Source organism: Candidatus Melainabacteria bacterium RIFOXYA2_FULL_32_9, assembly GCA_001784615.1.
Classification (GTDB): Bacteria; Cyanobacteriota; Vampirovibrionia; order Gastranaerophilales; family UBA9579; genus UBA9579.
Window position 1 is genome coordinate 1 of sequence record MFRQ01000049.1, and the last position, 14967, is coordinate 14967.

At 33.0% G+C, this 14967-nt stretch carries 11 protein-coding genes; 7 read left to right on the forward strand and 4 right to left on the reverse strand.

Features of this window, described 5'->3' with window-relative positions; translation table 11 throughout:
* Positions 1-813: 813 nt before the first annotated feature.
* The 5 genes from A2255_11130 (at position 814) to A2255_11150 (ending at position 7542) form a co-directional block, all read left to right on the forward strand.
* Positions 814-3144 carry a glutamine--tRNA ligase gene (locus tag A2255_11130; GenBank protein ID OGI21826.1) on the forward strand — a complete coding sequence of 777 codons (2331 nt, stop codon included), beginning with the start codon at positions 814-816 and terminating at the stop codon, positions 3142-3144.
* Between the two features lie 787 nt (positions 3145-3931).
* Positions 3932-4183: a hypothetical protein gene (locus A2255_11135; GenBank protein OGI21819.1), complete on the forward strand. Its 252-nt coding sequence runs from the start codon at positions 3932-3934 to the stop codon at positions 4181-4183.
* Between the two features lie 125 nt (positions 4184-4308).
* Complete coding sequence (locus A2255_11140) at positions 4309-5718, forward strand: pyridoxal-dependent decarboxylase (GenBank protein OGI21827.1); 1410 nt, start codon at positions 4309-4311, stop codon at positions 5716-5718.
* Between the two features lie 71 nt (positions 5719-5789).
* Positions 5790-6647 (forward strand): 3-methyl-2-oxobutanoate hydroxymethyltransferase, encoded by an 858-nt coding sequence (locus A2255_11145; GenBank protein OGI21820.1) that lies wholly within the window; start codon positions 5790-5792, stop codon positions 6645-6647.
* 52 nt (positions 6648-6699) lie between these two features.
* Positions 6700-7542 carry a pantoate--beta-alanine ligase gene (locus A2255_11150; GenBank protein OGI21828.1) on the forward strand — a complete coding sequence of 281 codons (843 nt, stop codon included), beginning with the start codon at positions 6700-6702 and terminating at the stop codon, positions 7540-7542.
* Positions 7543-7552: 10 nt separating this feature from the next.
* Here the strand turns inward: A2255_11150 and A2255_11155 are convergent, their stop codons facing one another.
* Both A2255_11155 and A2255_11160 read right to left on the reverse strand, forming a co-directional pair.
* On the reverse strand, positions 7553-8737 hold the full coding sequence (locus A2255_11155; GenBank protein ID OGI21821.1) for a hypothetical protein: 1185 nt from the start codon (positions 8735-8737) through the stop codon (positions 7553-7555).
* A gap of 250 nt (positions 8738-8987) precedes the next feature.
* Positions 8988-11438 (reverse strand): DNA gyrase subunit A, encoded by a 2451-nt coding sequence (locus tag A2255_11160; GenBank protein ID OGI21829.1) that lies wholly within the window; start codon positions 11436-11438, stop codon positions 8988-8990.
* A 324-nt stretch (positions 11439-11762) separates the two neighbouring features.
* Between A2255_11160 and A2255_11165 the strand changes: the two genes are divergently transcribed.
* Complete coding sequence (locus tag A2255_11165) at positions 11763-12542, forward strand: hypothetical protein (GenBank protein ID OGI21822.1); 780 nt, start codon at positions 11763-11765, stop codon at positions 12540-12542.
* A 193-nt stretch (positions 12543-12735) separates the two neighbouring features.
* On the opposite strand, the gene A2255_11170 is transcribed toward A2255_11165, so the two are convergent.
* Both A2255_11170 and A2255_11175 read right to left on the reverse strand, forming a co-directional pair.
* Positions 12736-13359 (reverse strand): hypothetical protein, encoded by a 624-nt coding sequence (locus A2255_11170; protein ID OGI21823.1) that lies wholly within the window; start codon positions 13357-13359, stop codon positions 12736-12738.
* A gap of 389 nt (positions 13360-13748) precedes the next feature.
* Positions 13749-14120: a hypothetical protein gene (locus A2255_11175; protein ID OGI21824.1), complete on the reverse strand. Its 372-nt coding sequence runs from the start codon at positions 14118-14120 to the stop codon at positions 13749-13751.
* Between the two features lie 219 nt (positions 14121-14339).
* Here A2255_11175 and A2255_11180 point away from each other — a divergent pair, with 219 nt between their 5' ends.
* Positions 14340-14795 carry an SsrA-binding protein gene (locus A2255_11180; GenBank protein ID OGI21825.1) on the forward strand — a complete coding sequence of 152 codons (456 nt, stop codon included), beginning with the start codon at positions 14340-14342 and terminating at the stop codon, positions 14793-14795.
* The last annotated feature ends 172 nt before the right edge of the window (positions 14796-14967 follow it).

Genomic DNA, 14967 nt, shown 5'->3' on the forward strand with positions numbered 1-14967 from the left:
AGCAACTAAGTTTGCTTTAAGTAGCCGCAAACGTAGATACCTCGTAGCTCTGCTGCGAGGTTAATTCATTAAAAAAATTAATAAACTCAAGTTGCTAGTGGTAAGATTTGCAAATAATATGTTAAAAGTAACCCCCTGTCATTGCGAAGATTCCGAAGGAAACTGTGGCAATCTATCCATTTACATTTAAAAGCTAGTATTCATAATTGGCAAGATCCTCACGTCAGGTGACACAGTCACCTAAAGTCATCAATCTTAGTAATTAGACTATGACTAATGACAGTGCGAAGTACCTCGTATGCTTTGTATGGGGGTAATTCATTTAATAGATTCAAAACTTAGAAATTTCGCCAAAAATCAAAATTTATTACAAATTTCTCAAAAACATGGTAACAATTTTACATGTTTTGTTTTATTATCTAAAGATCATAACAATAACAACATGAAATTAATTGGAGTAAGAGATTATGAGCGCAATTACAATTGAGAAAAACCATGTTACAAAAAGAAAAGAAGAAGTAGCCGCAATTACTGCAAAACACTCACAAAAACTTTTTGGCCATTCTAATGCAACAATCAAGGAAGTTAGATATGAAGCCATAAAAAGAAATCTTGAAGCAATTTTTACAAACAGCTAAGAGTTTTTAAAGTTAATTAGTTTAAAATCCAGCTAAACAAGCTGGATTTTAAGTATAAAGATAATCTCTGATTATCAGAATAAACTAAATGTCTTAATAGTCCAAATATGATAAACTATTGAGTGGAATATATGGGCATTCAAGAGAAGGTTTGAATATGTCAGAGAACAAACAAATTCATGAAAACGTAAAAAAATCTGAAAGTACTGGTCCTAAGCGTACAGACTTTCTTCGTAATATTATTAATGAAAATTTAAAAACAGGAAAATATAATACTATTATCACCAGGTTTCCTCCCGAACCAAATGGCTATCCACATATTGGGCATGCCAAATCTATATGCTTAAATTTTGGGATTGCAAATGATTATCCTGGTGGAAGATGCCATTTGCGTATGGATGATACCGATCCGACTAAAGAAAGTATGGAATATGTTGAATCCATAATGAAAGATGTTAAGTGGCTTGGTTTTGACTGGAAAGATAATCTGTTTTTTGCTTCAGATTATTTTGAACAGCTGTATAACTATGCTGTTCAGTTAATAAAAATGGGGAAAGCCTATATTTGTAGCTTAAATGAACAGGAAATTAGAGAATACCGCGGTACTGTAATGGAACCTGGTAAAGAAAGTCCTTATAGAAGTCGTTCTATCGAAGAAAATCTTGATCTGTTCAGAAGAATGAAAAAGGGTGAGTTTAAAGACGGTGAGCATGTTTTAAGGGCTAAAATCAACATGGCTTCTCCTAATATGAAGATGAGAGATCCTCTATTGTATAGAATTCGTCATGCAAATCACTACAGGACTGGTGATAAATGGTGTATTTATCCAATGTATGACTTTGCTCATTGCCTTTCTGACTATATAGAAGGTATTACTCATTCTATTTGCACTTTAGAATTTGAGAATAACAGAGAATTATATGACTGGATTCTGGATGAACTAGAACTTCCTCTTCCTCGTCCTTACCAGTATGAATTTGCACGTCTGAATCTAAATTACACTGTAATGAGTAAAAGAAAGCTTCTTGAATTAGTTGAGAAAAAATATGTTAATGGCTGGGATGATCCCAGAATGCATACAATTTCAGGTTTAAGGAGACGTGGCTATACACCGGAATCGATAAGAAACTTCTGTGATAGTATCGGTATAGCAAAAGCTAATAGTGTTGTAGATTTTGCACAGCTTGAATTCTGTATTAGAGATGATTTGAACCAGAAAGTACCACGTGTACTTGCTGTTTTAAGACCTCTTAAGGTAGTTATTGAAAACTATCCAGAAAATCAGGTAGAAATGCTGGATGCTGCATATTATCCTCACGATGTTCCTAAAGAAGGCTCTCGTGAATTGCCTTTTTCAAGAGAAATATATATAGAACGTGATGACTTTATGGAAAACCCTCCAAAAGGTTATTATCGTCTTTCTCCTGACCAGGAAGTAAGATTACGTCATGCTTACGTCATTAAGTGTAAAGAAGTAATCAAAGATACAAACGGAGAAGTCATAGAGCTTCGCTGCACATATGATCCACAAACCAAAAGTGGTGCAGATACAAGCGGCAAAAAAGTAAAAGGCACAATTCACTGGGTATCAGCTGAACATGCCAAAAAAGCTGAAATACGTTTATACGATAGGCTTTTCTTGAAAGAATTTCCTGAAGGATTGGAAGACTTAAACCCTAATTCTTTAGAAATTCTAACATCCTGTCTGGTTGAACCAAGTTTAGCTGAAGATAAACCAGGCAGTCGCTATCAGTTTGAAAGACAGGGCTACTTCTATATGGATCCTATTGACTCTGTAAACGGTAAACTGGTATTTAACAGCATAGTTCAACTGCGTGATTCCTGGAGTAAAGCTTCTAAAACAGATAATGAGAAAAAAATAGAAAATAAAGCTCAACCAAAAGCTCCTGTGAAAGAAACTAAGGTAGTAACTGAGAAAAAACCGGAAATACAAGAATTAACCTCTGAAGCAGAAGCAAGATTAAAGCGTTATCAGGATGATCTGAATCTTTCGGCTGATAGTGCTATATTAATTGCCAAAGATACAGATTTATCCAATTTCTTCGAAGAGACGATTGTTGCTTATAATAATCCCGGTACAGTGGCTAACTGGATTGTTAATGAGTTACTGCGTGAACTTAAAGAAAGAAGTATCAAAGATCTCCCTTTCAATGCAATACAATTAGCTGAGCTTGTCAAACTTGTTGATGATGGCATTATATCAGGCAAGATTGCCAAAGATATTTTCGATGAAATCCTTTTACAAGGCGGAAGCCCAAAAGATATAGTTGAGCAAAAAGGGTTAAAACAGATTAGTGATATTAGTCAATTAGAGCCAATTGTCGATAAAGTTATCGCTAATAATCCTCAAAATGTTGCTAAATACAAAGAAGGAAGAACTAATTTGCTTGGATTTTTTGTCGGACAGGTTATTAAAGAAACAAACGGTAAAGCAAATCCAAAAGTAGTTAGTGATCTTGTTTTAGATAAATTAGCAAAACTTTAATCAGTTTATAAATAGCAAAAAGCCTGAGATTTGATTCTCAGGCTTTTTATAGGGATTATACAGTAAATAAAAATATTCTAAAATCGAGCATATAGCTAATAACTGAGCCTTGAAATGTTTTTCTTGCGAAGATTTTGCTAAAACTTATGCTTCTATCTCAATCAACCAACTCTTCTTTGAAATAATCTTTCATCCAAGTTTCTCTTTTTATTTCTCTTCATAATAAAAAACTAATTAAAGTGTAAGTTTTAGCAAAATAATAGCTTTAAAACCATTTCTTAGGCTCAGTTATTAGCGGCATAAATAGCCAAATTTTTTACCAGACCCGAAGGGTGAGTCCTGACAATAATATATGTATTTTGTAGCAAGCTTTTTATCATATCTAGTCTACAGCCTTTTCGGCCAAGCCAAGCTTGCCCTGCAAGGCTTTCGCTTTTACCTTATCAGGACGAATTTAAAAAATTTGGCGACACAATCGTTCAATAAACTCTGTAATAACGATTCTCTTGACGATTTAATGCATAATCCTTGTTAATAATTTTTCTTATTTATGTTATAAAAACTAAAAAATGGGAACTGATAAATGGCAAAGAAGTGGATAATTTGTGGAGAATGTAAGCATTTTTACGACTGCAAAGCCGGTCATGCCCGCATGCAAAATGTAGATATAAATTCTAAAATTTATTCTGAAATAGGCTGCTATGAGTATGAGCAGTATTTATTGCAAATATCAGAAAAACAGTTAAAATTATTCTAGAATAATTTTAACTGTGAATAGGTGATTATAATGTGTCCATATATGTTATTTATATTACTTATGGGATATGGATTTTTTGTATATGCTTTAATCGGTATATTTTCTGGAAAGATTTATCCGCCAAAATCATTTAAGCCAGTGTATTTCGATACAAACCCTATTACTTTTAGCCTAACAATAGCAACATATTCTTTTATTGGGCTTCTTTGTTTTGATGCTGTTCACAATTTTGGTTTAATAAGTACATTTGGAGCAATATTTAGATTTTTCAATATTGCTTAAATTTTTATAAAATTGCTTTTTAGAAATTCATTTCAATTTAGATTGCTGGACGAATCTGGTACTTTTCTGCTAAATTTTAACTAATTAACGGAGATTCTAAAATGCAATCCGAAGCTAAATCTGAAATGCAAGATTTATCAGAACCTTTTAATTCTGAAGCATTTCGAAAGCAGGGCCATCAAATAATTGATATATTAGCTGACTATTTGGACCAGATAACATCTAAAAAATTAGATCAGGTATTACCGGCAATCACACCTGATGAAATGCTGGTAAACTGGTCTGATGATTTTCCAAATAAGCCGGGTAATGACTTAGCAGAGTTAGCAAAAAAAGTAATCTCACAATCAAATCATTTGCATCACTCTGGTTATGTTGGTCGTCAGGTATCGACACCTTTACCGATAGCGGCTTTATCTGAGTTAATGTCATCATTTTTAAACAATAGCAGTGTTGTTTATGAAATGGGCCCAGTCAATACTGTTATGGAGAAAAGCATTGTTAACTGGATGGCAAAATTGATTGGTTTTGGGTCAGACTCAGATGGCTTTTTAACTTCAGGGGGTACTTTAGGAAATCTTACAGCATTACTTGCGGCTATACATATAAAAAGTGGATATGATATTTGGAAAGATGGAATAAAAGATAGCAATCCTATCTCAATTCTTGTCTCAGAACAAGCTCATTACAGTATAAAACAGGCGATTCAGATAATGGGATTAGGAGAAGACGGGATTATTCCTATTCCTGTAGATAAAATTTATTCTATGGATATAAATGCCCTTGAAATAAAATATCAAGAAGCAGTAAATTCAGGAAGAAAAGTTATTGCAGTAGTAGGAAGTGCCTGTACTACTAAAACAGGCAGCTATGACCCTCTTAATTATATCGCTGATTTTTGTGAAAAATATGATCTATGGTTCCATGTGGACGGGGCTCATGGAGCTTCAGCTTTAATTTCAAATAAATATAAAAGCTTATTAAAAGGAATAGAACGGGCTGATTCAGTCATATGGGATGCGCATAAGATGCTCCTTATGCCGGCTTTAATAACAGCAGTTATTTTCCGTAAAGGAAGTAATTCTTATGAAGCTTTTGCTCAAAAAGCATCTTATATTTTCGAGAAAAAATGGTATAATTTGGCTCATAGAACCATGGAATGTACTAAAACAATGATGAGCCTTAAATTATATATGAGTTTATCAATGTATGGAACAGATTATTTCTCAAATTATGTGACTAAAATGTATGATTTAGCAGAAAAATTTGGACAAATATTAGAAGAAGTTCCAGACTTTGATCTTGCAATAAAACCTCAAAGCAATATTATTTGTTTTAGGTATATTACAAAAGGGGTTCCTGATATTAATGAACTACAAAAACAGATAAGAAAGAATATTCATAATAAGGAATCTTTCTATATAGCTAAAACAAGATTAAAAGACAAAATATACTTGCGCTGTATCATTATAAATCCGCTAACAACAGAATATGATTTAATGAATTTGCTTGACACTATAAGAAATTCAGCTTAAATTAAGTTACTTGAAAATCTTAGATAACTGGATATAAAATAGATTTATTAAAGAATCAAGTGAGAAAAACAATGCAAAAAACAATAACCACAGGAACTCTTCAAAAATATAAAAGAGAAGGAAGAAAAATCACAGCCCTTACTGCTTACGATTACTCTACAGCAAAATTTTTGGATGAAGCGGGAATAGATATAATATTAGTTGGCGACTCACTGGCAATGGTGGCCCTTGGGCATAAAACCACCCATGCCATCACTGTTGATGAAATGATTCATCACACAAAAGCTGTAACAAAAGGAGTGGATAAGTCCTTTGTAGCTGCTGATATGCCATTTATGAGCTATCAGGTTGATGAAAATACTGCTGTTCATAATGCAGGCAGATTTATTAAAGAGGCTGAAGCCAATGCAGTCAAGCTAGAAGGTGGATCTGATCACATTATTAATATCGTAAAACGCTGTGTGGAAGCAGGTATTCCTGTAATGGGTCATTTAGGCTTTACTCCTCAATATTTACACACATTAAGCGGGTATAAGGTTCAGGGTAAGAACCTTGAAGCAACTAAAAAAATACTGGAACAAGCAAAAAAACTTGAAGAAGTAGGAGCTTTTAGCATAGTTCTTGAAATGGTTCCTGAAGAATCAGCAAAATTAATTACGGATAATCTTAATATACCAACCATAGGCATTGGTGCAGGAAGATTTTGCTCTGGCCAAATCCTTGTAACAGACGATATTCTCGGTAAATATAGTGATTTTACTCCAAAATTTGCAAGAAAATATCTGGATCTTGCCTCATTAACTAAAAAAGCTTTTTCAGAATATAAAGAAGACGTAATATCAGGAAAATTTCCGGCCGAATCTGAGATATTTAAATTAACAGTAGAAGAGAAAGAACGATTAAAAGATGTTGGTGATAAAATCATCTAGCTTAAGTTAACAATGGAGCACTACCAAGATGTTTAAGTCTAATAATCAAACGCTGGAAGTAATATCAACTATTCAAGAAACCAGAATAAAAGTTCAAGAATGGAAAAAACAAGGTTTAAACATTGGTTTTGTTCCTACTATGGGGGCTCTTCATGTTGGTCATGAAAGTCTGATCAAAAAAGCCAGGCAAGAATGTGCTAAAGTTATCGTCAGTATTTTTGTAAACCCAATTCAATTTGGACCAAATGAAGATTATAACCGTTACCCAAGACAGTTGGAAAATGATACTGAAATCTGTGCAAATAATGGAGTTGATTTAATATTTGCTCCAACAGTAGGAGAGATGTATCCAGAAAAAGAGCATCTTACTAAAGTCTGCCCGCCTGAATTTTTTCAGAATAAATTGTGTGGAAAATCAAGACCAGGGCACTTTGACGGTGTTGCGACTGTAGTACTAAAATTATTCAACATAATACAACCTGACAAGGCATATTTTGGACAAAAAGATGCTCAGCAGTTAATTATAATCAAAAAAATATGTCGTGATCTTAGTTTTCCTACAGAAATAATAAGTTGTCATATTATTAGGGATACTGACGGGCTGGCATGCAGCTCAAGAAACGCTTATTTATCAGCTGAAGCAAGACAAAAAGCATTATCTTTATTTAAAACTCTTAAAAAAATAGAAGAATTATACTTTTCTGGCTTAAATTCAAAAGACGAAAACTTTGATTTAGCCAAAAAGTATCTTGATCCAGGTGTAGAACTTGAATATTTGGAAGCAAATGACCTCAACACCTTTGAAACATTGGATACAATAAAATCCAACACACTTATTGATATTGCAGCAAGGGTTGATAAGGTTAGACTGATAGATAATATTGTGATTAAATAAATACATTATTTTATGATTTAAAAACCTTATTTAAAAGAATTTTAGCCAAATCTCTTTTTGTTGTTTTAGGTATTTCCTGCTGATTGCCTGATTTATCTATCAGCGTTACAGCATTATAATCACTTTCAAACCCTATTTCAGGATTAGAAATATCATTAGCCACGATGAAATCGAGATTCTTTTCGTATATTTTCTTTTGAGCATTAGCAATAAGATTCTCACTTTCTGCACAAAAGCCCATTATTAATTGATTAGATTTTTTAATAGTTGAAATTTCTTTCAAAATATCAGGATTTTTGACTAAATTTATAGTTAAAGTTTCGCTAGCACTCTTTTTAATTTTTTGATTAGCTGTACTTTCAGGCCTGTAATCAGCTACAGCTGCTGCCATAATAAGAGCATCAGAGTTTGAAAATTCTTCTTTAGTTGCTTTAAGCATATCAAGAGCTGATTTTACATGAACTACTTTATAAGGCTTTTCTATTTTTACAGTAGAAATTAAACTTACTTCTGCCCCAAACTGATGAGCAGCATCGGCTATAGCTATTCCCATTTTGCCTGAACTGTAATTTCCAATATATCTAACTGGATCAATATTTTCTTTTGTACCACCAGCGGTAATTACAATTTTTTTGCCTTTTAAAAAGCTTTCCTGTTCTATTACTTCTATAGCTTTATCAATAATTTTCTGAATATCAGCCATTCTTCCAATACCCTGATACCCGCAGGCAAGATCTCCTTTTTCAGGTGGGACAATGTAAAAACCAGCTTTCTCAAGAATAGTAATGTTTTTCTGTACAAATTGATTTTCCCACATATTGCAATTCATAGCAGGAGCGAGAATAACAGGCTTTCTAAATGCTGTACTTAGAGAAGTTAAAAGATTATCACAAATACCGTTAGCTATTTTACCGATAGTATTAGCTGAAGCCGGAGCTATAATAAATAAATCAGAGCTGTCTGCAAGGTTTACATGTTCAGGCTGCCAGTTTTCTACCTGAAATTGCTCACAATATACCTGATTTTTAGTTAAAGTTCTCAAGGTTGTTTCTGTGACAAATTCCTTTGCAGCAGGAGTAACAACTGCTCTTACCTGAGCACCGGATTTAATTAACTGCCTGATAAGCTCACAAGTCTTATAAGCAGCTATTCCACCGGTTATTCCAACGAGTATTTTTTTATTTGCTAATTTCATAATTTTTTACAAGTCTTTATAAGCCTAACCTCTTTATTAATCGTAAATATATCATGAATACGTTTTTAAAATAACGAACAAAAAAAGAGGGTAATATCCATTACCTAACTTTGGTTAACGACTAAAGCCTTTGAAGCAGTAGGACTTAGTTTAAAGTTATCAGTTATCGTTGGAGCACGACTAAAAAGAGAGTCTGGAAAAACCAGACTCTCTTTTATATAAGATTTAGTAGTGATACAACCCGATAGCTTTAAATTAAGTCAGGACTTAATGGTAAAGTAATTATACCATCATCCTCATCTTCATCAGGCAAAACAATCTTATTAACTGCAACAACGGCATCATTTTCTACCATTGTTTGTATACGTACTCCTGTTGCGGGTCTACCCTGTCTGGAAATATGACCTGCTTTTTGTCTTGTTACTATACCATTGGCTGTAACTATCATTATTTCATCATTTTCATCAACTATAGTAATAGTAGTTACTCTACTTGTTGGTTTTTTAAACTTGGTCGCAATAAGGCCGATACCTCCTCTATTCTGAGGTCTAAATTCTGAAATAGAGGTTCTTTTGCCATAACCATCTGTTGTTACAACAAGCAATTCTGCTATGCGGTTTTTAGGTACTATGTCACAACCAACTATAGAATCATCTGCTCTAAGCTTAATTGCTGTTACTCCCCTAGCGCTTCTACCAAGAGGTCTTAAATCAGATGCCTGGAATTTTATAGCCATTCCATGAGCAGTTCCAATTATGATTTCATCTTTTTCATCAGCATGATTTACCCAACCAAGAGTATCAAATTCATTAAGCCCTATAGCTATAATTCCATTTCTTCTAATAGAGCTGAAGCTATTTAGATCTATTTTCTTAATAAACCCTTTTCTTGTGAGCATAATCAGGAATTTATTTGCTGAAAAATCACTAACAGGAATTACAGCTGTTATAGATTCATCCTGCTCAATAGGAAGGAGATTTATAATGGGTAAACCCCTTGCAGTTCTTCCACCTTCAGGGAAATCATACACATTTAAACTGTATACTGTTCCTTTATTACTGAAGAACAGCACTTTATCGTGCATCATTGCTGTAAAGAAATGCGCTACATCATCATTATCTCTGGTCTTCATACCACCTTTGCCTCTTGTGGCTCTGTTTTGTCTTTCAAATGAATCAAGGGTGATACGTTTAATATAGCCATTTCTTGTGATGAAAACCGCCATAGGAATATTTGGCGTAAGATCCTCAATACTTAACTCATCTTGATGAGGGACGATTAGTGTTCTTCTTTCATCACCATATTTTTCTCTGTCTTCATTAAGTTCTTTCTTAATAATTATAAGTATTTTGTTTCTATCAGCAAGAATCGATTTATATTCTGCAATTTTCTCTTTTAATATTTGATGTTCAGCATTGATTTTTTCTTGCTCTAAACCGGTTAACCTTCTTAATTGCATTTCAAGAATCGCATTAGCTTGATCTGTATCAAGGCCAAATTTACTTATCAACGCACTTCTTGCTGCTTCTGTTGATGCAGAAGTCTTCACAATCTCAATAACTTCATCAAGATTACCAAGAGCAATAATTAAACCAGATAAAATATGAGCTCTTGCGATAGCTTTTTTAAGATCAAATGTAGTTCTTCTGGTAATAATTTCTACTCTATGCTCTACAAATTCATTGAGGACTTCATATATGTTTAGAAGTCTTGGTTGTTTTCCAACCAGAGCAAGCATATTAACACCAAAAGTAGATTGCATTGCAGTATATTTGTAGAGATTATTCTTAACAACTTCTGGCTTAGCATCTCTTTTCAATTCAATTACAATGCGCATGCCATCTCTGTCAGATTCATCTCTAATATCGCTTATGCCTTCCATTCTTTTTTCTCTAACGAGATCAGCTATTTTTTCAATTAAGTTTGCTTTATTTACCTGATAAGGGAGCTCAGTAACAATGATAGCAGTTCTATCATGACGACCCGGACCCGCGTCAACTTCCTCAAAACTACAAACAGCTCTCATTACAACACTACCACGACCTGTTTCGTAGGCTGATTTTATTCCAGCAGTGCCCATGATTGTTGCAGCTGTTGGAAAATCGGGTCCTTTAACATACTGCATTAATTCTGGAATTGTAATTTCTGGATTATCAATTAACGCAATAGTTCCATCAATAATTTCTGTAGCATTATGCGGAGGAACGTTTGTAGCCATTCCAACTGCAATACCACTTGAGCCATTTAATAAAAGCATTGGGAGTCTTACAGGAAGAACCACAGGTTCATCTAAACTTCCATCAAAGTTCGGCGTGAAATCTACGGTTTCAGAATCTATATCATTAAGCATAGAGGTTGAAATAGAGGTCATTCTTGCTTCTGTATACCTCATAGCAGCTGCGCCATCACCATCTACGCTACCAAAGTTACCATGGCCATCGATAGTTCGATAACGAGTAGAAAAATCTTGCGCCATTCTAACTAAAGCATCATAAACAGCAGTATCTCCGTGCGGGTGATATTTACCCAGAACTTCCCCGACTATACGTGCGCATTTTTTATAAGGTTTATCGGACGTCATGCCAAGCTCATTCATGGCAAATAGAATTCGTCTATGTACGGGTTTTAAACCATCTCGCACATCAGGTAATGCCCTACCTACAATAACGGACATTGCATAATCCATGTATGAACGCTTCATTTCTTCCCTAATGTTAATAGGGATGATACGACCGTCCCCAAAAATTGCTTTTTGACTCAATTTTATTTCCTCTCAATTGTGATAATTAGAAAGTTTAATAATCTAATTTTTCGATGCCTTCTACTATATATCCTAGCACAATCGGTCTTTTTTGCCAAATTGTAAAGGAGTTGAGCAAAATATTTATTAATTTTAAAGCATATTAATTAATCTCAAAACTAAGAGTTATTTAGAATGCTTAATTTGACTTCATTAGCAAAATTTTTTATTTTTCATTTTTACATGATTTAGGAACTTATAAAAAAAAAATTTATGGAAATTTATATGAAAATTATACAAAACACTAGCTTTAAATCAAAACGAGACTTATCAATAAACACTAAAAAACCTAAAGAAAACATTATATATTCTGAGAATTCAAATAAAGAAAACTATTCTGGTTTGAGAAACGATGTACTAAAAGTTTATTTTACTGGGCAAGTCTTCAATCAAACTAACAAAAAAGCTAAATTTCTTGCTGATTATATAAATTCTTTGAATCAATTTAAAATTGCAGATAAATCAGAATTAGACGGCAATTACAATCATATTGGAGCAACAATTACCGATGCAATTTTACAAGCAGGTTTAAATTATGAAAAAGTAGTCAAACCAAAAGTTTTACACGTTCTTCAAAAATATCCTGACGCAAAAACCACAAGCGGATTTCTAAAAACTCTAAAAGAAGAAGGCTATCCCAAAGTTTTAGTATGGAAAAACCAGGAAAAACCTGAACGAATGATTAATCTTCTAAATCTACTTAAATCAGAAAACGTAGAAAATGAAGAAGAACTTAAATCCTGGCTTAAAAATTCAGAAAATATAAACAAATTAAAAGAAATAAAAGGTATAGGAGATAAAACTGTAGATTATCTTAAAATACTGGTCGGTATTTCAACAAATGCTATAGATCGCCATGTGTTTAATTTCCTTAATGCAGCAAACATTAAAGTAAAAGATTATAATGAAGCCCATCAAATCGTTAGCAAAACAGCTGATTTATTAGCAATAGATGAGGCTGTTTTTGACTATAGTATTTGGAAATATATGTCTACAAAAAGGTAGTGTTAGATAAATGACTGAACGATAGAGTCATTGCGAACCTTTTTATATGCATATTTCCTAAAATCGATCTTGTGAAGCAATCTCAAGGCATATATCATTGCATTGAGATCATTTCGCAACTGAGACAAAATTAATCCCCATATTTATTGGATTAACTCATTACTTGAGTATTACCTACAAAAATAAAAAGTTTTTATTTTCCAAAACCTGGTGAATATAGAGGTAAATTTTTATAGCCCGGGTTTGTTGAAACTGATTCTCTTATTTTTGAAGTTGTGTAATTTGCTGCCTTAAACATACTTTCAAGAGTATTTAACCTGCGTACTAAGGCACATTCATTGGGATCTAGGTTATTTAATTCAGGTTTTCTTTCTTTCATTTGAAGCCATGCTTTTGCTTCATAACCCCATCCGTATGTTTCCTCTTCTATAGAAGAAAAAGGATCTTGATGAACCGCTTCGTGGCATAATAAACTTGCTAAAGCCTCTGGGGGAGCATTATTATGTTTATTATTGATGTAAATATAAAGTTGATCACCATCTTTCCAACCAAGAGCATCAAATGTTGCATACATTGGAGAAATTTGTGATAAATTTTTAAATTCTACCTTAATTGGTTTTTTAGTAAGATTTTCCCCTAATATTGCTTTTTGAGACCATTCTCCCGATGTCCCTTTCATACAATCAAGAGCTTGTTCCAATAATGAATTAGTCGTTACACTTGAATAAACACTATTTTGAAAAACTTGTGCTTGTGGAGTTGCTGCCATTAAAAAAGGTATGGCTATCCCTACAAAAAAAACTTTTGCTCCTCGCATAAATCCGTCCTCTAACCCTTTTAATTTCTTGCTAAATAATAAATCTTCTAAAAAATACTTAATTTTATAATCGTTAAAAAATACGATTTTTATTTTATTTAATTATGACATATTAAAATTATACTTATCCAGCAAGAAAAAAAACATTTATTTAAATGAGATAATAAAAAATAAAGTGGTGCTCCAACGATAACTGAGTGGCTAAGCCACATTCATAAGTCATCAATTATTCCAATAATACCACTATCATTCTGTGTTAGCTAAGCCACATTCTCAAATTAACGATCATTCCAATAATACCTCATTATTTGCTTCAAAGCTTATAATCGTTAACATAAGTTAGGTGATATTATCATTAAGAATAAATTTACCACCATTTTTTCCTGTTACTAACGATCACGCCTTGATCTCATTCCTCTGGGTTGCTCCTTAGAAGAAGCAGTTTTTCTTGAGTGCATTATATCTTTATCAAATTTTTTTAACTTTATCTCAATTTTTTCAGGATCTTTTATTTTTAAACCGTTTTCCTCTGCCATTTTTTCATAACATTTTTCGCAGAAATAACCTTTCATTTCTGACCCTTTTTTTTCTTCGTTACAATTGGCACAGGTTACAAGTATTCTATTAGTTGTATAAGTTAGTAATTGACCACTTTTATAAATTTCATCCACATCATCAAAACTGATTCCTGTCTGTTCGCTAATTTGTCTTAATGTTACAGGCACTGAAGAGAATTCAACAAACTTAGATATTGTCCTCATATTTTCTTTCTCTACTTCGATGCATCTATCACAGATGGTTCTCTTTTTCTTCTTGAAAAGAATTCCGCATCTTCTACAATTAATCAAATCCAACTTCAAAACTCTACACCTTTTTGTCAAACAAAACTTGGCATATAATATTATAATTATAATATCGGACAAATATGTTCTTCTCTTTAATGTTTTATAATTTTCTAATTGTATGGAATTAATATTTTAATGAGTAAAGATAAAACAATAACAACAAATAAGAAAGCCTATCACGATTATCATATCTTTGAAACTTATCAAGCAGGTATGGTGCTTACCGGTACTGAAATTAAGTCTATTCGAGCAGGTAGAATTAATTTGAAAGACAGTTTTGTCAAAATTGAAAATGGTGAAGTCTGGCTTTATAAGGCTCATATCAGTCCTTATGACATGGGAAACCGTTATAACCATGAGCCTGAAAGAAAACGCAAATTACTTTTAACTAAACCTGAAATAAGAAAACTAATTGGCAAAACCAAAGAATCAGGAAATGCGCTTATTCCATTAAAGCTGTATTTTTCTAACGGCTGGGCAAAAGTTGAAATCGGACTTGCAAAAGGTAAAAAACTCTATGATAAGAGAGAAGCTCTAGCTAAAAAAGATACAAAGCGTGAATTAGAAAGAGCTTTAAAAGACAAGCACTAAACAAAAAATAAGCTGTTAAACCAGCTATGGGCTAAGGTCCTATTCAGAAAATAAAAAATGTAAAGTTGTCATTGCGAAGATTCCGAAGGAATCTGTGGCAATCTATCCATTTTAAAAGCTAATACTGAATTTTAGCATGGGTTGAAAACCTCTTTTAGAATTGAATTATCAA